This is a genomic window from Suilimivivens aceti (assembly GCF_025567405.1).
GTDB lineage: Bacteria > Bacillota > Clostridia > Lachnospirales > Lachnospiraceae > Suilimivivens > Suilimivivens aceti.
On sequence record NZ_JAOQKJ010000008.1, the window covers coordinates 136,620 to 156,948 of the forward strand.

A 20,329-nucleotide genomic window follows, 5' to 3' on the forward strand; every position below is an offset into this window, starting at 1 on the left:
GCGAAGTTTTCGGGGCACCACAGCATATTTTCCTTTCTGGTGCCCCTGACCCAAAACCTTCCTCTGATCTCAATGTTTCCGGGGCACCACAGCAGATTTTCCTTCCTGATACCCCTGAACTCCGAAAACACTCCCGGTGGTCCTGAACTCCGAAAACACATCTGGTGCCCCTGACCTCCGAAAACACACTTGGTGCCCCTGACCTCCGGAAATATCTTCCGATTCCGGCACCTCTGCGACGTGCGCCGCAAGGCGCATCAAAAAAGGTGGCTCTGCTAAAAGGCAGAGCCACCTTCACTTCCACACTCTTACTGCACGATCAGATTGGTATATCCCATCAGGCTTTCATCCACAGCCCTTGCTGCTTCCCTGCCCTCACGGATTGCCCATACTACAAGGGACTGGCCTCTGTGCATATCCCCGGCTGTAAAGACATTCTTCACGCTGGTTTCATAGGCACCTGCGCCGGTCTTCACATTGCTTCTCTCATTGATATCTACATGGAACGCATCTGTTACATATTTCTGGCTTCCAAGGAACCCTGCCGCGATCAGCACGATCTCTGCGGGAAGAGTCTGCTCGGAGCCCGGCACCTCGCTCATCTTCATCCGTCCGCTTGCAGGATCCTTCTCCCAGGAAAGCTTCACGATCTTGACTGCCTTAAGGCTGCCGTTTTTATCCTTCACAAATTCCTTCACCGTAGACTCATAGATCCGGGGATCATGACCAAATACAGCGATAGCTTCCTCCTGGCCATAATCTGTCTTGCAGATCTTTGGCCATTCCGGCCAGGGATTGCTGGCACTTCTGGTATCAGGAGCCTTTGGCATCATCTCGATCTGTGTTACGGACTTGCAGCCATGACGGATGCTGGTTCCCACACAGTCATTTCCGGTATCTCCACCGCCAATGATAACCACATTTTTGCCCTTGGTATCCACATATTTCCTGTCTTCAAAATCAGAATCCAGCAGGCTCTTCGTATTGGCCTTCAGGAAGTCTACTGCAAAGTAGATCCCCTTGGCATCCCTGCCCGGTACACTAATATCTCTCGGATTAGAAGCACCGCAGGCAAGTACGACTCTGTCATACTCCTTCAAGAGCTTTTCTGCCTTAATATCCTTACCGACATCCACACCGGTTTTAAACACGATGCCTTCTGCCTCCATGACCTTGATCTTACGGTCTACGATATGCTTCTCCAGCTTCATATTGGGGATTCCGTACATCAAAAGTCCACCAACCCTGTCAGAACGCTCATACACCGTTACGCTGTGGCCTCTTTTATTCAGCTGATCAGCAACAGCAAGTCCGGAAGGACCGCTTCCTACAACTGCTACCGTCTTTCCTGTCCGGACCTTGGGAGGCTTCGGATCGGCATAGCCCTTTTCATAGGCATTCTCAATAATCGCATATTCATTTTCCTTCGTGGCAACCGGATCCCCGATCAGATTGCAGGTGCAGGCTGCTTCACAGAGCGCCGGGCACACACGGGAGGTAAACTCCGGAAAGCTGTTCGTCTTTTTCAGACGGTTATAAGCCTGCTGCCAGTTTCCGGTATAAACTAGGTCATTCCATTCCGGTACCAGATTGTGCAGGGGGCAGCCGCTTGTCATTCCGCAGATATTCATTCCTGCCTGACAGAAGGGCACACCGCAGTCCATACATCTTGCTCCCTGAAGCTGCTGCTTTTCTCTCGGGAGGTGCTCATGGAACTCATTAAAATTCTTAATCCTGTCCTTAGGCTTTACGTCCTTTGATACTTCTCTTTTATAATCCATAAATCCTGTTGGTTTTCCCATCGTGACACCTCCTTATTTTGCTGCCCTGACTGCGTAGAATGCTTCGATCTGTGCCTGCTCTGCAGAAAGGCCCTTTTCCTCCATCTGTACGATGGTAGCCAGCATCTTTTCGTAGTCATGAGGGATGATCTTCTTGAACTTCGGCAGATAATCACTGAAATGATCCAGAATCATCTTACCCTTTTCGGAATTGGTCAGAGCCACATGCTCCTTGATCATATCCTTCAGTTCAATAACATCATATTTGGAAGTTACTTCATAGGAAGATACCATTTCCTTGTTCAGGCGGATATACAGGTCATTTTCCTCATCCAGTACATAAGCCACACCGCCGCTCATACCTGCAGCAAAGTTCTTTCCTGTAGAGCCAAGGACTACCACACGGCCTCCTGTCATATATTCACAGCCATGGTCACCCACGCCCTCTACAACAGCGATCGCACCGGAGTTTCTGACGCAGAAACGCTCACCAGCTACACCATTGATAAAGGCTTTTCCACTGGTTGCACCATACAGTGCCACATTTCCGATAATGATATTTTCATCTGCTTTGAACCGGCTTCCCTTCGGTGGATATACGATCAGCTTACCGCCGGATAAGCCCTTGCCAAAGTAGTCGTTGGAATCTCCCACAAGCTCAAGTGTCAGTCCCTTCGGGATAAAGGCACCAAAGCTCTGTCCGCCGGCACCGTTACACAATACACGGTAGGTATCCTCTGCCACCTGATCCCCAAGTCTTCTTGTGATCTCGGAACCAAGGATCGTACCAAAGGCTCTGTCCGTATTCTTGACATCTACCTCAATGCTTCTTCTTGCACCGGTTTCAATGGCCTTGTCAAGCTGCTTTAACAGTACCTTTTCGTCCATGGTATTTTCCAGCTTGAAATCGTAAACCTGCTTCGGATCAAAGGTAACCTTCTCCTTGCTGCCCACATAGGGATTCTCAAGGATCAGACTTAAATCTACCTGCTTCTGGCTCTTAGAAAGGTTATCCTTTACCTTCAGGAACTCGGTATGGCCGACCAGCTCATCCACAGTCCTTACACCAAGCTTTGCCATATATTCCCGCAGCTCCTCTGCGATAAAGTGCATGAAGTTGATCACATACTCCGGCTTTCCTCTGAAATTCTTACGAAGCTCCGGATTCTGGGTAGCCACACCCACAGGACATGTGTCCAGATTGCAGACTCTCATCATGACACATCCCATGGTTACCAGGGGTGCTGTTGCAAAGCCGAATTCCTCTGCACCAAGGATCGCTGCGATAGCTACGTCACGGCCGCTCATCAGCTTACCGTCTGTCTCGATCCTTACCTTATTACGAAGTCCGTTCATAATCAGCGTCTGGTGTGTCTCTGCAAGTCCAAGCTCCCAGGGAAGTCCTGCATTGTGAATGGAGTTCCTCGGTGCCGCACCGGTACCACCGTCATAACCGGAGATCAGGATAACCTGCGCACCGGCCTTCGCAACACCGGCTGCAACAGTACCAACACCAGCTTCAGAAACCAGCTTGACACTGATCCTTGCCTGCTTGTTGGCATTCTTCAGATCATAAATCAGCTCTGCCAGATCCTCGATAGAATAAATATCGTGATGAGGCGGCGGGGAGATCAGACCTACGCCGGGTGTTGAATGTCTGGTCTTTGCGATCCAGGGATAAACCTTGCCTGCCGGCAGGTGTCCGCCTTCACCGGGCTTTGCTCCCTGTGCCATTTTGATCTGGATCTCATTGGCGCTTACCAGATATCTGCTGGTTACACCGAAACGTCCGCTGGCTACCTGTTTGATGGCAGAGCATCTGTTCTTGCCATCAGACCCTGCAGAAAGTCTCTCCAGATCCTCACCACCTTCACCGGAATTGGAGCGTCCGTGAATGGTGTTCATTGCAATTGCCAGTGTCTCATGGGCTTCCTTGGAAATGGAACCATAGCTCATGGCTCCTGTCTTAAATCTGGTTACAATGGAATCCACACTTTCTACTTCCTCGATCGGGATTCCTTTTTCCGGATAATTGAAATCCATCAGGCCACGCAGGTTCTTTACTGAATCCTCATCATTGACAAGGGCTGTATACTGCTTGAACATCTGATAATCACCACGCTTTGTGGATTCCTGCAGCATATGGATCGTTGCCGGATTGTACAGATGCTCGTCACCACCACTTCTCATCTTGTGATGTCCCACACTGTTCAATGTCAGGTCATTTGCAAGTCCCAGCGGGTCAAAAGCCTGTGAATGCAGTGCATCCACTTCCTTTTCAATATCCTTTAAGGTAATACCACCCACACGGCATACCGTATGAGGGAAATATTTGTTAATAACATCCTTATCAATACCGATTGCTTCAAAGATCTGGGATCCTTCATAGGACTGGATCGTACTGATTCCCATTTTGGAAGCGATTTTGACAATGCCATGTAAAATAGCGTTGTTGTAATCATCAACGGCTGCATAATAATCCTTGTCAAGCATATGGCTGTCGATCAGCTCGCGGATGGATTCCTGTGCAAGATAAGGATTGATCGCACAGGCACCATAACCAAGCAGGGTAGCAAAATCATGCACATCCCTGGGTTCTCCTGACTCCAGGATCAGCGCTACACTGGTCTTTTTCTTGGTTACGACCAGATGTCTGTTCAAAGCTGATACGGCAAGCAGAGACGGGATTGCCACGTGATTTTCATCTACGCCCCTGTCAGACAGGATCATGATGTTCACACCGTCCCTGTAAGCTCTGTCCACCTCTACGAACAGTCTGTCAATAGCACGCTCAAGGCTCGTATTCTTATAATAGGTGATCGGAATCACTTCTGCCTTAAAGCCTTCCTGATTTATATCCTTGATCTTCATCAGATCGGTATTGGTCAGGATCGGATTGCTTACCTGCATCACGTGGCAGTTCTTCGGGGTTTCCTCCAGGATATTGCCGTCGGTTCCCACGTAAACAGTTGTTGAAGTAACCACTTCCTCACGGATCGCATCAATAGGCGGGTTGGTTACCTGCGCAAATTTCTGCTTGAAATAATGGAAAAGAGGATGATTGGTCTTGCTCAGGACCGGGATCGGGGTATCCACTCCCATGGCTGCAATAGCCTCGGCTCCGTTCTTTGCCATGGGAAGAATGCTCGTCTTTAACTCTTCGTAGGTATAACCGAAGGCCTTCTGCATCCGCTGTCTTTCTTCATACGCAAATTCCGGTACTCTTTCATTCGGAATCTTCAGATCCCGCAGATGGATCAGGTTGCTGTCCAGCCACTCACCATAAGGCTGTCTGGAAGCATAACCCTCTTTCAGTTCATTATCATCAATGACCTTGCCCTTTGTGACATCCACAAGCAGCATCTTGCCGGGACGAAGTCTTTCCTTTACAAGGATCTTTGAAGGGTCAATATCAAGTACCCCAACCTCAGAGGAAAGGATCAGCTGGTCATCGTCTGTGATCACATAACGGGAAGGACGAAGACCGTTTCTGTCAAGCACTGCTCCCATCACATCACCATCACAGAAAAGAATGGAAGCCGGACCATCCCACGGCTCCATCATGGTTGCGTAGTACTGATAGAAGTCCTTTTTGTGCTGGGACATGGTCTTGTTGTTTTCCCATGGCTCCGGGATCGTGATCATCACTGCATGGGGAAGATCCATGCCGCTCATGACAAGGAACTCCAGCGTATTATCCAGCATGGCTGAGTCAGAGCCTGCTGTATTGACTACCGGCAGTACCTTATGCAGCACGCTGTGCAGATGCTCGGATTCCATGTTTTCCTCACGGGCAAGCATCTTATCCGCATTACCCTGAATGGTATTGATCTCACCGTTATGCACGATAAATCGGTTCGGATGGGCTCTCTCCCAGCTTGGATTGGTATTGGTAGAGAAACGGGAATGTACCATGGCAATGGCAGATTCGAAATCCTTATCCTGCAGATCCGCAAAAAAAGTACGGAGCTGTCCAACCAGGAACATTCCTTTATATACGATCGTCCTGCTGGATAAGGAAACCACATAGGTATTATCTGAGGACTGTTCAAATACTCTTCTTACAATATAAAGCATGCGGTCAAAATCAAGCCCCTTTTCCACCTGTGCGGGCTTCTTTATAAATGCCTGCATGATATGGGGCATACACTCAACTGCCTTATGTCCGAGAACCTCCGGATGGGTAGGAACCTCTCTCCATCCAAGAAAAGTAAGTCCTTCCTTCTCTACGATGATCTCAAACATCTTCTTGGCCTGATTCTTCTGCAGCTCATCCTGAGGAAAGAAGAACATACCAACACCATATTCTCTGTCCTCTCCCAGTGTGATCCCAAGGCTCTTTGTCACTCTCTTAAAAAATTTATGGGGGATCTGCGTCAGAATACCAACACCGTCACCGGTCTTACCTTCTGCATCCTTTCCGGCACGATGCTCCAGATTCTCAACGATCTTCAATGCATTTTCAACGGTTTCTCTGCTCTTCACACCCTTAATGTTTACACAGGCACCGATACCGCAGTTATCATGCTCAAACTCCGGACGGTACAGAGGTGCATCTGGCACGGTCTTTTTCACATCAAACATTTTGTGGATCTCCTTCCCTTAGTAAATTACGACGTAATTTCCCATGACATAAAAAAGCCGCAAAAAGAGCTATGCTCGCTCCTTTGCGACTTTCATTGAAATCAATATACATCACTTTTTTCTATTTGTAAATAATGACTTTTCTTATCATTGTCAGATTATTTGTGAATTTATTTTCTGTGCTTATTTTGTCAGATTTATTTATTAGTTATATATTTATTTTCTCCCATTTCGCACAACTTAAGGTACCATACTCCCAATCCTGCTGCAAAAAACAACAAAGCAACTGCCAGTCCGATCGCTACTGCACTGTTTAAATCCCGAAGTCCATTCCTGTAAGTCACGGTAAATACCGTAACATTAGCCACCGCATGAAATATCACCGGGGCTGCAAAGCTCTCTGACCTTTCATAAACTATGGCAATGATCACCCCAAGCAGAAATCCATACAATGCCTGCACCGTATTTCCATGGTAAAGGCCAAAAAGCAGTGCAGAAAGCGGTACTGCCAGCTTCACAGAAAAACACCGTTTCATCCGGTTATAAATGATACCACGGAACACTGCCTCTTCTGCAATGGGTGAAATCACCCCATACAATACAAGCCCAATGGCAAAGGCCACCCCATACTGCGCCTCTTCTACTCTGGTATAGGCTGCTGAACTCTCTGTGATCCCCATCTGGAAAAACAGGATATTCACACCCATGGATACACACAGTGCGATCGCTGCCAGTACACCATAGGAGGTTACATTTCCCTTTTTCTTCCATACCGGAAGTGCTTCCTTCTTCAGCATGCCCCATATGGGGAGCATGCCAAGCAATATGGCAATGCCGCTGACCATGCCGTTTGCTGTCTGGCCATTCTGTATAAGCCATTCCCTTAAGACTCCATCATTTCCGGAAAGCATCAGCTCAAGTCCTCCCCAGAGAACGATCTGGGCGAGGTCATGCACCACATAATAAAGAAAAAGCGGCAGCAACAGATATACCGCTTTCTTCATGGATTTCCATTTTTTCAGTTCTTCTGCTGGCCATGCCAGTTCCATGGTCTGTAAAAATCCCATCTTCATCCCTTCACCTGTCCTGTCAGCAGGATCTCTTTCAGCTCTTCCACTGTTCCCGCAATGGCATCGGCTCCTTCTGCCTCCAGCTCTCCTTCTGCTGCAAAGCCATAGTGCACACCGACCCCGGTCAGCTTCCATGCCCTGGCTCCCTGGATGTCAAACTCCCGATCCCCGATCATGGCACAGCTCTCCCTGCGCTCTTCCTCAGACAATTCCAGGATACCAAGCTGTCGCAGTGCTTCCTCTACCACTTCCTCTTTCTTTTCCCTGCTGCCGTCAAGACCGCTTCCGACCACAACAGAAAAATATTTTTCAATGTCAAAGTGATCCAGCACCTTTTTCACAAATATCTCCGGCTTACTGGATGCTACGGCCAGATGACACCCTGACTCTGACAGAGCCTGCAGCATTTCCGGTACTCCTTCATACACCTGGTTTTCAAAAATACCGATCGGACGGAACCTCTCCCGGTAAAATTCCACTGCTCTTTTCGCCATATCCCGATCCATACCGTAATACTTCTGAAAGCTTGTATGAAGCGGCGGTCCGATAAAGCACTCCAGCTTCTTCAGATCAGGCTCCTCGATCCCACACTTTGCAAGGGCATACTGCACGCACTTTGTGATCCCTTCCCGGGAATCCGTCAGTGTGCCGTCAAGATCAAATAAACAATATTGGTACATGTTACGATTTCCTTCCCTACAGCTTCAGCTTCGCAAACAGATCCCCGAGGCTTGTTCCAAGACTCTCTCCCGAGCTGTACTGCTTCGCATCTGTATCCTCGATCTCTTCTGCCTGCGCATTTTCCTCTGCTGCCTTAATGCTTAAGGAAATCCTGCCGTCATTGGTGTTTAATACCTTGACCTTAACCTTATCGCCTGCCTTCAGAACCTCTGAAGGCTTCTTGATCCTTTTTTCACAAATCTGTGAAATATGAACCAGACCGCTCAGTCCATCCTGCAGTGCTACAAAGGCTCCATAGGGCTGCAGACTCTCTACCGTTCCATTCAGAATCGTTCCCGGTACGATCATGGCTACCTTGTGGTCATGTGCTTCCTTCTCCTGCTCTCTTAAAATTTCCTTTGCTGAAAGAACCAGCTTCTGCTTCTCCGGATCCACCGTGATCACGCGCACGTTAAGCTGCCTGCCCTGGAAAGGTGCCAGATCCTCCACATACTGCAGGGAAAGCTGGGACGCCGGGATAAATCCACGGATTCCTTCCACATAGGCAACCACACCGGCATTTACTACTTCACTGACCTTTACGGTCAGCTCTTTCTTTTCTTCCAGATACGTCTTCAGTACATCCCATGCGGTATCCTGCTGCGCTTCCTTTTTGGAAAGCAGTATATTGCCATGTCCGTCGTCCATACTGATGACCTCTGCTTCGATCTCATCCCCTACCGCAACATCTGTCATAAGGGAAAAGGAGGGATCATTACTCATATCCTCTGCCTTAATGATCCCCTGTGCGTAATACTTCAGATCTAAAGTCACTTCCTCTTCATTTACGTCAATGACCGTTCCTGAAATGAGATCTCCTTCACTAATCTTGCGGAAGCTGGCCTCCAGCTCCCTTTCATAATCCTTCATTGATTCTTCCATTAGTAATTCTCCGCCTTTACCTGAAAATAGCTCTGCGGATGTGCGCATACCGGACAAACCTCCGGAGCTTCCTTACCGATGCAGATATGTCCACAGTTGCGGCACTGCCAGATCGTATCACCATCTTTGGAAAATACAACGCCCTGCTCAATATTAGTGATCAGTCTGCGGTATCTTTCCTCATGCTCCTTCTCAATGGCAGCTACCCCTTCAAATAAAGCAGCAATCTGCTCAAAGCCTTCTTCTCTGGCTACTTTGGCAAACTCACTGTACATATCTGTCCACTCGTAGTTTTCGCCCTCTGCCGCATGTCCAAGGTTCTCCAGTGTAGAATCAATTCCACCGTTGATCAGCTTGTACCACATCTTGGCATGCTCTCTCTCGTTGGCTGCTGTCTCTTCAAAAATCGCTGCGATCTGCTGATAGCCGTCCTTCTTTGCCTTGGATGCAAAGTAGGTGTACTTGTTGGTAGCCATTGACTCTCCCGCAAAGGCCGCCTGTAAATTTGCTTCTGTTTTTGATCCTTTTAACTCCATAGTTTTCCTCCAACCTTATGAATTCTTGACAACTCTGTGATAATAAGCATACGTCATTTCCGGTCCTTTGTCAAAGCTTCCTGCACCTGTCACCTCTCCGAGAAAAATGGTATGCGTATCAGTCTCCATGGTATTGATCACACGGCAGGTCAGATAACCGCAGCTGTCACTGATCACTGGCAGGAAATCCTCCACCTTATAATCTACTCCATCAAATTTATCCACATCTCTCCCAGAACGGAACCCAAAGCCGCCGATCAGTGATGGAGCCGAATCCTCTGCAAGTACCGAAACTGCAAATACTCCCGTTTCCTTAATGCATTCCGTTGTGTAGTTCTGATGGTTCAGGCTTAATGCCACTGTTATCTTCGGTGATGAGGTGATCTGCATCACACTATTTGCTGTGCAGCCAGTAGGACGTCCATTATCCCAGGTGCTGATCACATATACCCCATATGATAGCTTCCTTAGTATAGATGTATCCATTCTTTTTCCTCCTTAATCTTTTTAATATCAGTAACTATTACTAATATTAGTGTAAGACAGATATTTCCATCTGTCAATGATATTTTCCCGCAAGGCTGATTTTTTATGCTATAATCCCTTATGATATACATTTGACAGTTCTGTCTGAGCTGTCTGAAGAAAGGTACAGACATTTATGAGTATTTTAAACGTAGAACATTTAACCCATGGCTTTGGTGACAGAGCCATTTTCCAGGATGTTTCCTTCCGTCTGCTGAAGGGTGAGCATATTGGCCTGATCGGAGCCAACGGCGAAGGGAAATCCACTTTTATGAATATTATTACAGGCAAGCTGATGCCGGATGAGGGCCAGGTAGAATGGGCGAAAAACGTACGTGTCGGTTATCTGGACCAGCACACTGTCCTTGAAAAGGGCATGACGATCCGTCAGGTGCTCTCCTCTGCCTTTGATTTTCTGTTTGACATGGAAAAACAGATGAATGACATCTGTGACAAAATGGGAACCGCATCTGAAGAAGAACTGGAACAGTACATGGAAGACCTTGGAACCATTCAGGATCTGCTTACCATGCACGATTTCTATATGATCGATGCCAAAGTTGAAGAAGTGGCAAGGGCTCTTGGCCTTCTGGAGCTTTCTCTTGACAGAGACGTCTCTGATTTAAGCGGCGGTCAGCGTACCAAGGTGCTTCTTGCCAAGCTCCTTCTGGAAAAACCGGATATCCTGCTTCTGGACGAGCCTACCAACTATCTGGACGCTGAGCATATCGCCTGGCTGAAACGGTATCTGAATGACTATGAGAACGCCTTTATCCTGATCTCCCATGACATTCCGTTTTTGAACAGTGTTGTCAATTTGATCTACCACATGGACAATCAGCAGCTCACCCGTTATGTAGGGGATTATGACAAGTTTCAGGAAGTCTATGCCATGAAAAAGGCACAGCTGGAAGCTGCCTATAATAAGCAGCAGAAGGAGATTGCGGACTTAAAGGATTTTGTAGCCAGGAATAAAGCCAGAGTTTCCACCAGAAATATGGCCATGTCCCGCCAGAAAAAGCTGGATAAGATGGATGTGATCGAGCTTGCGGCAGAAAAGCCAAAGCCGGAATTTCATTTTAAAGAAGCAAGAACCCCTGGCCGCTATATTTTCCAGACACAGGATCTTGTCATCGGCTATGAAGAACCTCTCTCCAAGCCCTTAAATCTGGAAATGGAAAGAGGTCAGAAAATTGTTCTTACCGGTGCCAACGGAATCGGTAAAACCACACTGTTAAAGAGTATTCTCGGTCTGATCCCACCGTTGTCCGGATCAGTCACTCAGGGTGATTACCTGAGTATCGGTTATTTCGAACAGGAAATGTCCGGTGATGGCAGTAATACCTGTATCGAAGAGATCTGGCAGGAATTCCCCGGCTACAGCCAGTATGAGGTACGTTCTGCCCTTGCCAAATGTGGTCTGACCACCAAGCATATTGAAAGCCTTGTTAAGGTATTAAGCGGCGGCGAGCAGGCAAAGGTACGTCTATGCAAGCTGATCAACCGGGAAACCAATGTCCTGCTTCTGGATGAGCCTACCAACCACCTTGACGTAGATGCCAAGGATGAACTGAAACGTGCCCTGACCGCCTATAAGGGCAGCATCCTCATGGTATGCCACGAACCGGAATTCTATGACGGACTGGCAACTGCTGTGTGGGACTGCACGCAGTTCACCACTCGACTCGTTTAGTCAATCCTTCACACACTATACTGAGAAAAATGCAACCGCTACTGCACCTGGACCGGCATGTGTACCAATGACACTTCCGATCATGGTTGTCTCCAGTGAGGAAATACCTTCTTCCCAGAGTGCCTTACTGTCTTCGATATACTTCTGAAGAAGGGTATCATCCAGTCCGGTGTAGCCAAGAAGAATCGGCTTTGTAAAATCAATTCCTCCTGTCTTTCTGATCTCACTGACAAGCAGGTTATTTCCCTGCTTGGAGCCTCTTGCCTTTCCAAGAACCACAATCTCCCCGTCCCTGATGCAGACAACCGGTTTAATGGAAAGCACACCGCCTGCAAACGCAGCCGCTGCTGAGATCCGTCCACCCTTTTTCAGATACTCCAGTGTATCCAGCATGGCGATCAGACAGATCTTTTCACGTTCTTTTTCCAGTCTTTCTGCGATCTCTCTGGCTCCCATCCCCTCGTCCACAAGGCGCAGCGCCAGCTTTGCCAGAATGGCAGTTCCGATCGCTACATTTCTGCTATCTACCACGTAAACACTGTCCTCATACTCCCTTGCAGCGATCATGGCGCTCTGCCATGTTCCTGACAGCTTGGAAGAAAGTGTGATAACAACAGCGCTCTCCCCTGCTGCCACGATCTTCTCAAACACATCCTCGAAATCTGCCGGTGATGCCTGGCTGGTCTTGGGAAGCACATCACTTTCGATCAGCTTCTGGTAAAATTCCTTCTTTTGGATCGTAACACCTTCAATATATTCCTCATCTCCAAAGCGGAGCGTTAAAGGGACGACTGTCAGTCTTTCTTTCACATCCTCTGTAATATCTGCTGTTGAATCTACAATAATATTTACTTTCTTATTCATGTTTTCACCTTTCTTCTGGGATCCCGTCCTTTGCAAGTATCCTGAGGTTTTCCACGATCCGGTCCAGTGCCTCATAAAAGATCTGTCTGTTTTCCTCTGTCAGATCCTTTCCGGCAATCTCCACAGCGATCCTGGCCCGCTCGCTCACATGTCTGGCGGCCTCCTGTCCTTCCTCTGTCAGCTTGAAGACACCTCCGTACAGCGTTTTTCCAACGCTCTCCTTTCGTACCAGTCCTTTCTTTTCCATCAGGGACATCATACGTGATACATCTGCCTTATCCTTGACACACAGTTCACACAGCCTGGGCGCTGTCAGTCCTTCTGGAAACCGGTACATGGTCAGAAGATAGATGGAATGGGTTCCCTTCAGTCCGTATTTTTCCATTTCATCCCCGGTCAGCTTGTGCCAGTACCGTGAGATTTCTGACATTCCTACTGAGAAACGCTCAAATCTGTCTTCCATGGTTACCTCCTGTTTCCTTCTATAACGCAAAAGTTGACAAATCAACTTCTGTCATTATAATTCCATGATGTTGATTTGTCAACTTTTATCCAATTATCCTTTTATTCTTCTGTTAACCGTTTCCTAGCGCTCTTTTGTCAGATGCCAGATATCTCTGTTGTATTCTGCAATGGTTCTGTCAGATGAGAAGAAGCCAGCCTTGGCGATGTTCACAAGCATCATCTTCTTCCACTTTGCTCTGTCTTCATAATCAGCGAACATTCTGTCCTTGGTTTCTATATAATCTTCCAGATCCAGTAATGTCATGAACCAGTCTTTGTTCAGAAGCTCATTGTAGAGCCTTGTCAGATTTTCCTTGTGGCCTGCTGCCAGTGCCTGCTTACCAACGATGAAATCAACAGCTTCTTTGATCACAGGGCTCTTCTCATAGTAGTCCTTGGAAACATAATCAGCCTTTTCATAGTGCCTTATAACGGTCTCAGAATCCTTACCAAAGATGTAAATATTGTCATCACCAACTAACTCGTGGATCTCTACGTTAGCACCGTCGGATGTGCCAAGGGTTACTGCACCATTCAGCATGAACTTCATATTTCCGGTACCGGATGCTTCCTTACTTGCCAGTGAGATCTGCTCAGAAATATCACAGGCGGGGATCAGCCTCTCTGCATAGCTTACATTGTAATTCTCTACCATAAGAACTGTCATGTAAGGACTTACATCAGGATCATTGTTTACGATATCCTGCAGTACAAGGATCAGGTGGATGATATCCTGCGCAATGATATAAGCAGGAGCTGCCTTTGCACCAAAGATAAAGGTCATCGGTCTTGCCGGCTTCTTGCCCTTCTTGATCTCCAGATATTTGTGGATAATGTACAGTGCATTCATCTGCTGACGCTTATACTCATGCAGTCTCTTGACCTGGATATCAAATACGGAATCGGGATTTAAGGTAACACCCTCATTTTCCTTCACATAAGCTGCCAGCTTCTTCTTCTGGTCGTATTTGATCTCGGCAATACGATCCAGAACTGCCGGTGTATCCTTGAATTCAAGCAGCTTCTCCAGCTTGTCTGCATCCTTTTTGAAGCCATCTCCGATCGTTTCTGCAAGAAATCCTGCAAGCTCTCTGTTACATGATAAAAGCCATCTTCTGAAGGTGATACCATTGGTCTTATTATTGAACTTCTCAGGGTAAATCTTATAAAAAGCATTCAGCTCTGTCTCTTCCAGGATCTGGGTATGGATTGCAGCAACACCATTGACAGAGAATCCATAATGGATATCAATGCGTGCCATATGAACACGACCGTCCTTGTCAATGATCTGTACCCTTTCATCCTTATACTTTGCTGCTACTCTCTTATCCAGCTCCTTGATGTAAGGAACGAGCTGGGGAACTACCTTCTCCAGATACTTAAGCGGCCACTTCTCCAGCGCTTCTGCCAGGATCGTATGATTAGTGTATGCACAGGTTTTTCTTACAACCTCGATCGCCTCATCAATTGTAAATGCCTTCTCCTCAACAAGGATACGGATCAATTCCGGAATGATCATGGTCGGATGCGTATCGTTGATCTGGATGACTGCATGATCATACATCTTACGGAGATCAAACTTCTTCTCCTTCATCTCAGCCAGGATCAGCTGGGCTGCATTACTTACCATAAAGTACTGCTGATAAATACGGAGCAGGTTTCCTGCCTCATCAGAATCATCCGGATAAAGGAACAGTGTCAGATTTTTCTCGATCGCTTCCTTATCAAACTGGATACCCTCCTTTACGAGGCTCTCATCCAGTGACTCGATATCAAACAGATGAAGCTTGTTTACACCGCTGTCATAGCCCGCTACATCAATATCATATAATCTGGAGGTTACTTTTTTCTTTCCAAAATAAACATCATAAGTAATATCTGTCTTAGTCAGCCAGGAATTCTCCTCGATCCAGGCATTTTTCTCTGCTGTCTGCAGCTTATCCTTAAATACCTGCTTAAACAGACCAAAATGATAATTAAGTCCGATTCCTTCTCCGGGAAGACCAAGAGTTGCAATAGAATCCAGGAAGCATGCCGCCAGTCTTCCAAGACCACCGTTTCCAAGAGACGGTTCCGGCTCCACTTCCTCGATCACGGACAGCTTCTTGCCATACTTTTCAAGAATATCGCTCATCTTATCATAAACGCCGAGATTGATCAGATTGTTGGAAAGTAATTTGCCGATCAGAAATTCTGCGGAAATGTAATATACTTTCTTTTCCCCTTCATTGCAATCAGATACTGCCATCAGTCTCTTTGTCAGAATTAATACCGCATAATAGGTTTCCTGATCTGTCAGAGCAGACAGTTCCTTGCCATACATCTCTTTTGCGATTTCCATTAACTGTTCTTCCAGATTCAGAACCAGAATATCCTTCTGTAAATTCGTTTGTGCTGCCATAACACCCTCCTGTTTATCTCATATAATTTTCTTGTTATTTTCTCATCAGCTGTTGCCTTGAAATACCCTGTTTTACTACGTTTCCCCCTGCTGATTGAGGTCAGTATATCATAGGAAAACGTTTTCCGCAAGTATTTCTTCAAATTCTATGCAATAATATCCTCATATTTCATCCTTACAAGGCTGTGCTTCATCACGATATTCCTGCCATAGCCACCATTCATAAGCTCCTGCAGCTCCTCCATTGCACTCTCAGATATACTGGCAAAATCCTGTCTTACCGTATTCATCTGCTTACCGACATAACCCATCAGGATGATCCCGTCAAAGCCGCATACGGGACGGAAAATGTCCATCTGGATCAATGCTTTCATGGCACCGATCGCCATCAGATCCGAAGCACATACAACTATATCCTTATTTTTCGCATACTTCAGCGTGATATTCCTTGCCTGAAGCTCCGAAAACTCTCCATTCCTTACCAGCATGGTCAGATTCTTTTCTTTTACAAGATCCTCCATGCCCCTGATCCTCTCATCCGTCACATAGCCATTCCGCTTCCCGGCAATATACAGGATCCTCTTACAGTTATTCTCCATGACAGTCTTGGCCGCCACCTCATACTGCGCCCTTCTGTGATCTACCCCGATACAGCTTGTACTGACATTGACAAAAGGCGCATCGATCACCACACATTTGAACTTGCCGGTCGAGATCAGACGGTGAAGCACCTTATCCTCTTTACTCATTCCATAAATAATGATCCCGGTGATACTCTGGGACTGCAGATATCTTGCCACCTCATCTGCCGTTTTATTCTGGAACATGAAGAAAAACAGTGTGATCACATCCAGGTTCAGCTCCATAGCCTTATTCAGGGCGCCTGAAATATACTGCATATCAATCTCATCGATCGCATTTGTCTTCATATTGCTGTTGATCAGAAGTGCCACTCTTCCCGCCTGCTTGGAGGAAAGCGCCGCTGCTACGGAATTGGGCACAAAGTTCAGTTCTTCCACCGCCTTATTTACCCGCTGCCTTGTCTCTTCACTGACATTGGGATACCCATTCAGCACCTTTGATACGGTAGAAATCGCAACCCCGGCGCACTTTGCCACATCCTTAATTGATACCATAAATCCCTCTCAATCTTGAAAAATACCCTGTAACAATTAATCTTTTTTCCTTTTAAAAAGGGGCTGTCATCAGCCCCTTTTTATTACAGTGATTCTACAATCTTATTGATTGCCTTTACTACCTCTTCCTTATCAAAAGGCTTGGTGATAAACTCATCAGCACCATACTTGACAGCCTGGATCATCTTCTCTTTCTGACCCGCTGCTGTAATCATGATCACTCTTGCTTTTTCATTTTCATGTTTAATAAGCTGCAGTGCCTGGATACCATCTGTTACTGGCATAGTAATATCCATGGTCACAATATCCGGATGTAACTCCTTGTATTTCAGATACCCGTCATCTCCATTTACAGCCTCGGCTATGACCTCATGACCGTTCTCTTCAAGCAAACCCTTTAGTATTTTCCTGGATGTTCTGGAATCATCCACAACGAGTATTTTAGCCATCTTCCTTTTCCTCCTACTTCATTTCAATCTCATCACCGATGGCGATCATAAGATCGACACAGTCATTTTTAATATGAATTGGCAGGACAAGCATTTTTCTGCTTTCAAAGCCCTGAATTCCGGTCTTGAAGGAAGGGGGCATCAGTTCCAGAGAACTTCCGTCCTTACACTCGGAAACATACAATCCATTAATACAGTTCAATAATTCACCGATCGCATCCAGTGCATCCTCATCCACCGATGTGAACTCTTCCTGCCCAAATACAGAAGCAGTAAACTGAAGTGCATTGCCCTTACCACCTAGCGCACTGACAAATCCCTTCTCACCCTCAACCTTCTGCAGGGCACCGTTTTCATCCTCTGTCTTCTGCATGATATAGGCTTTGTCTGGATATAGTCCAGTATCTACCAGTCTCATCAGGGTACGGACTGCCGTCCCTGCAATTCCATAATACGCTTCACTGTCTACAGGAAGAAAAAGTGGAAGAATACTGTCTACATCATCACTCTTCAGGGCATCCATATCAGATGCCGTAAAATTGTTTTCGCACCGATAATCCAAAAGAATCTGTTCCAGCTGCTCAATCGTCATAAGCTGTTGATTTTCCATTGCCTGTGCAAAGGCAAGATAAGCATTTCCCTGCTTCTTCAGGAGGCTGTTGACCTGTCCTTCTGTCAGATAACCTTTTTCTACAGCAATATCGCCGAAGCGCCTGTCCATCACAGCCTGAAGCTGATTTACTCTGTCAGCCTCCTCCTGTGTCATCAGTCCTTCTGCTACTGCGATCAGTCCGAGCTTTACTCTTACTTTCTGCTGCTCATTCAGGATATCTCTGAACTGTTCTCCGGTAAGAAGTCCTTTCTCCATCAGATAATTCCCCACAATACTTGATACCACAGCGTAACCTCCTCATTTTCCCTCATTCGTATATTCTGCTCTTGCAGTGGCACTTGCTTTCTTATCTTTATCCTTCTGTTCTACAAAATTATAACAGAATCCTTCTGTTAAAACAATGGTAAAAGAAAATGGAAAAGAAAAAAGGATCCCTTGTAAAAAGGATCCCCTGTAAAAATTATATATGAAGTCTCACGCTCTTCTTCCCGGACAGCTCTCTCGTACGTTCATCCGGCTGTCCAAATCCTATATAAATATCTGCCCCCAGACCTGTATGCACTGACCTGCCCTCTTCATCTACAACTGTAAATGATTTTGCCGGAATTTCCAGCGTCGCAGTCTTTTCTTCTCCTGGTGCAAATGCCACACGCTTAAACACAGCAAGCTTTGGATTAGGCACTTCATTGGCATCCTCTACCTGCACATAAGCCTGCAGTATATCCTCTGTGGGGACAGCTCCATAATTTACGGCCCTTACTTCAACATATACACTCTGTTCTTTTGTCTGTGCATAATCCACATCACTTATCAGCCTTACCTCCACAATCTGTGTATCTGCATAATTCAGGCCATATCCAAACGGATAAAGTGGTGCTTTTTCCACAAAGCGGTACGTCCGGTTTTTCATGGAATAATCGTCAAAGTCAGGCATTCCCTGTAAATTGCGGTAAATAGTGATTGGCAATTTCCCGGAAGGGGATATCTCCCCAAACAGGATATCTGCAACGGCTTTTCCACCGCGTGCTCCCGGATACCACGTCTGAAGAACTGCGTTCGCCTTATCATCTGCCAGATTCAGATCCATGGCACTTCCTGCCATCATGCATACGATAAACGGAACCTCCATTTCCGCAATGATTTCCAGAAGTCTCTGCTGGGAAGGCGGCAGCATCAGATTCTGCTTATCCCCGGATGCATATTCATTACCGGTATCTCCTTCTTCTCCCTCAAGGCTTTCATCCAGTCCAAGACACAGGATAACAAGATCTGAATGCTCTGCAACTGTCATTGCCTCTGAGATACGGTCATCCTCTCTTGCCAGTTTTTCTACCTGATCTAAAAACAGATGACACCCTTCAGAATAAAGTACCCTGACATCATCTCCCACATAGTCCTGAATGCCTTCCAGCACGGTAACATATCTTGAAGCCGTACCATGATAATTGCCTATCAGAGCGGCTCTGGAATTGGCATTTGGACCAATCACTCCGATTGTTTTCAGTTTTTCCTTCTGTAAGGGCAGGATACCATCATTTTTCAGCAATACGACACTCTTATGTGCTGCCTCTACTGAAAGATCGATATGCTCCCTGCATTCAACAACCTCATACGGAATATGATCATATTCCGTCTCATCAAACATTCCAAGCAGAAATCTGGTTGTAAATAAGCGGACAGCCGCTCTCTGCAATAACTCTTTGGAAATCAGTCCCTCTTCATAGGCATTCAGGATTTTCTGGTAGGTGCAGCCACAATTGACATCACATCCCATCTCCAGTGCCAGCCTGACGCTTTCTTCCGGCCGGCTCGTCACCTTATGATGCTCATGAAAATCACGGATAGCCCAGCAGTCTGAAACATAATGTCCTTCAAATCCCCACTGTTTTCTCAGGACTTCTCCCATCAGATAACTATGTGCACAGCAGGGCTCTCCATTGGTCCTGTTGTACGCACCCATCACAGCCTCAACCTTACCTTCTTTGACACAGGCCTCGAACTGTGGAAGATAAGTCTCCCAGAGCTCCTTCATGGTGACCCTGGCGTCAAAAAAGTGGCGTTTATCCTCAGGTCCGGAATGTACAGCAAAATGCTTGGCACATGCTGCTGTGCGCATATATTCACCCTCTCCCTGCAGACCCCTGATAAATGCAACACCCAGTCTGGCAATCAGGACCGGATCTTCCCCATAGGTCTCATGTCCTCGTCCCCAGCGGGGATCACGGAAAAGATTGACATTGGGTGACCAGAGTGTGATTCCCTTATAAATATCCCGGTCTTCATGTTTTTCATTTTCATTGTATTTGGCTCTTGCCTCTGTAGAAATGGCAGTTCCGATCCGCTCCAGCAGCTCTTCATCAAAGGTTGCTCCAAGACCAATTGCCTGTGGAAAAACGGTAGCTGTGCCTGCTCTTGCAACACCGTGCAGGCCTTCATTCCACCAGTTGTATTCAGGAATATCCAGATGTGGAATTTCATCTGCATCAAAGCGCAGCTGTGATGCCAACTCCTCTACACTCATCTGCTCCACCAATTCAGTTGCCCGTCTGACTGCTTCCTGTCTGTTCATAC

15 protein-coding genes are annotated in these 20,329 nt (G+C 46.7%); 1 reads left to right on the forward strand and 14 read right to left on the reverse strand.

Annotated elements, in window-relative coordinates; translation table 11 throughout:
- Positions 1-308: 308 nt before the first annotated feature.
- The 7 genes from OCV77_RS11025 to OCV77_RS11055 form a co-directional block, all read right to left on the reverse strand.
- Complete coding sequence (locus OCV77_RS11025; RefSeq protein ID WP_262575135.1) at positions 309-1,802, reverse strand: glutamate synthase subunit beta; 1,494 nt, start codon at positions 1,800-1,802, stop codon at positions 309-311.
- Positions 1,803-1,814: 12 nt separating this feature from the next.
- On the reverse strand, positions 1,815-6,365 hold the full coding sequence (gene gltB, locus OCV77_RS11030; RefSeq protein ID WP_262575136.1) for a glutamate synthase large subunit: 4,551 nt from the start codon (positions 6,363-6,365) through the stop codon (positions 1,815-1,817).
- Between the two features lie 197 nt (positions 6,366-6,562).
- On the reverse strand, positions 6,563-7,432 hold the full coding sequence (locus OCV77_RS11035; protein ID WP_262575137.1) for a CPBP family intramembrane glutamic endopeptidase: 870 nt from the start codon (positions 7,430-7,432) through the stop codon (positions 6,563-6,565).
- A 2-nt stretch (positions 7,433-7,434) separates the two neighbouring features.
- A complete protein-coding gene (locus tag OCV77_RS11040; protein ID WP_262575138.1) occupies positions 7,435-8,115 on the reverse strand; it encodes an HAD hydrolase-like protein in 681 nt (226 codons plus the stop codon).
- Between the two features lie 16 nt (positions 8,116-8,131).
- Positions 8,132-9,037: a S1 RNA-binding domain-containing protein gene (locus OCV77_RS11045; protein ID WP_118798894.1), complete on the reverse strand. Its 906-nt coding sequence runs from the start codon at positions 9,035-9,037 to the stop codon at positions 8,132-8,134.
- On the reverse strand, positions 9,037-9,573 hold the full coding sequence (gene rbr, locus OCV77_RS11050; protein ID WP_262575139.1) for a rubrerythrin: 537 nt from the start codon (positions 9,571-9,573) through the stop codon (positions 9,037-9,039). The genes OCV77_RS11045 and rbr overlap by 1 nt, the downstream gene beginning before the upstream one ends.
- 15 nt (positions 9,574-9,588) lie before the next feature.
- Positions 9,589-10,059, reverse strand: coding sequence for a flavin reductase family protein (locus OCV77_RS11055; RefSeq protein ID WP_317246634.1), 471 nt, complete (start codon positions 10,057-10,059; stop codon positions 9,589-9,591).
- Between the two features lie 175 nt (positions 10,060-10,234).
- On the opposite strand from OCV77_RS11055, the gene OCV77_RS11060 reads away from it, so the two are divergent.
- Positions 10,235-11,791, forward strand: a complete 1,557-nt coding sequence (locus OCV77_RS11060; RefSeq protein WP_262575140.1) for an ABC-F family ATP-binding cassette domain-containing protein — start codon at positions 10,235-10,237, stop codon at positions 11,789-11,791.
- A gap of 15 nt (positions 11,792-11,806) precedes the next feature.
- Here OCV77_RS11060 and OCV77_RS11065 read toward each other — a convergent pair whose 3' ends face one another.
- The 7 genes from OCV77_RS11065 to OCV77_RS11095 form a co-directional block, all read right to left on the reverse strand.
- The gene (locus OCV77_RS11065; protein ID WP_262575141.1) at positions 11,807-12,655 is read right to left on the reverse strand and encodes a DegV family protein; all 849 of its coding nucleotides are present in this window, start codon (positions 12,653-12,655) and stop codon (positions 11,807-11,809) included.
- 4 nt (positions 12,656-12,659) lie between these two features.
- Complete coding sequence (locus OCV77_RS11070; RefSeq protein WP_118798889.1) at positions 12,660-13,118, reverse strand: MarR family winged helix-turn-helix transcriptional regulator; 459 nt, start codon at positions 13,116-13,118, stop codon at positions 12,660-12,662.
- A gap of 123 nt (positions 13,119-13,241) precedes the next feature.
- Entirely contained in the window at positions 13,242-15,560 is a 2,319-nt protein-coding gene (locus OCV77_RS11075) for a glycogen/starch/alpha-glucan phosphorylase (RefSeq protein WP_262575142.1), read from the reverse strand.
- Between the two features lie 146 nt (positions 15,561-15,706).
- Positions 15,707-16,696, reverse strand: a complete 990-nt coding sequence (locus tag OCV77_RS11080) for a LacI family DNA-binding transcriptional regulator (protein WP_262575143.1) — start codon at positions 16,694-16,696, stop codon at positions 15,707-15,709.
- An 83-nt stretch (positions 16,697-16,779) separates the two neighbouring features.
- Complete coding sequence (locus OCV77_RS11085) at positions 16,780-17,145, reverse strand: response regulator (RefSeq protein WP_262575144.1); 366 nt, start codon at positions 17,143-17,145, stop codon at positions 16,780-16,782.
- Positions 17,146-17,158: 13 nt separating this feature from the next.
- Positions 17,159-18,043, reverse strand: a complete 885-nt coding sequence (locus tag OCV77_RS11090) for a chemotaxis protein CheX (RefSeq protein WP_262575145.1) — start codon at positions 18,041-18,043, stop codon at positions 17,159-17,161.
- Positions 18,044-18,218: 175 nt separating this feature from the next.
- Positions 18,219-20,327 (reverse strand): glycoside hydrolase family 3 C-terminal domain-containing protein, encoded by a 2,109-nt coding sequence (locus OCV77_RS11095; protein WP_262575146.1) that lies wholly within the window; start codon positions 20,325-20,327, stop codon positions 18,219-18,221.
- Positions 20,328-20,329: the final 2 nt, after the last annotated feature.

What these genes read in the sequence shown, in the direction of transcription:
- OCV77_RS11085 (WP_262575144.1), bottom strand. Translation starts at nt 17,145, where the DNA reads ATGGCTAAAATACTCGTTGTGGATGATTCCAGAACATCCAGGAAAATA.
- OCV77_RS11060 (WP_262575140.1), top strand. Translation starts at nt 10,235, where the DNA reads ATGAGTATTTTAAACGTAGAACATTTAACCCATGGCTTTGGTGACAGA.
- rbr (WP_262575139.1), bottom strand. Translation starts at nt 9,573, where the DNA reads ATGGAGTTAAAAGGATCAAAAACAGAAGCAAATTTACAGGCGGCCTTT.
- OCV77_RS11045 (WP_118798894.1), bottom strand. Translation starts at nt 9,037, where the DNA reads ATGGAAGAATCAATGAAGGATTATGAAAGGGAGCTGGAGGCCAGCTTC.
- OCV77_RS11095 (WP_262575146.1), bottom strand. Translation starts at nt 20,327, where the DNA reads ATGAACAGACAGGAAGCAGTCAGACGGGCAACTGAATTGGTGGAGCAG.
- OCV77_RS11040 (WP_262575138.1), bottom strand. Translation starts at nt 8,115, where the DNA reads ATGTACCAATATTGTTTATTTGATCTTGACGGCACACTGACGGATTCC.
- OCV77_RS11070 (WP_118798889.1), bottom strand. Translation starts at nt 13,118, where the DNA reads ATGGAAGACAGATTTGAGCGTTTCTCAGTAGGAATGTCAGAAATCTCA.
- OCV77_RS11080 (WP_262575143.1), bottom strand. Translation starts at nt 16,696, where the DNA reads ATGGTATCAATTAAGGATGTGGCAAAGTGCGCCGGGGTTGCGATTTCT.
- OCV77_RS11025 (WP_262575135.1), bottom strand. Translation starts at nt 1,802, where the DNA reads ATGGGAAAACCAACAGGATTTATGGATTATAAAAGAGAAGTATCAAAG.
- gltB (WP_262575136.1), bottom strand. Translation starts at nt 6,365, where the DNA reads ATGTTTGATGTGAAAAAGACCGTGCCAGATGCACCTCTGTACCGTCCG.
- OCV77_RS11065 (WP_262575141.1), bottom strand. Translation starts at nt 12,655, where the DNA reads ATGAATAAGAAAGTAAATATTATTGTAGATTCAACAGCAGATATTACA.
- OCV77_RS11055 (WP_317246634.1), bottom strand. Translation starts at nt 10,059, where the DNA reads ATGGATACATCTATACTAAGGAAGCTATCATATGGGGTATATGTGATC.
- OCV77_RS11075 (WP_262575142.1), bottom strand. Translation starts at nt 15,560, where the DNA reads ATGGCAGCACAAACGAATTTACAGAAGGATATTCTGGTTCTGAATCTG.
- OCV77_RS11035 (WP_262575137.1), bottom strand. Translation starts at nt 7,432, where the DNA reads ATGGGATTTTTACAGACCATGGAACTGGCATGGCCAGCAGAAGAACTG.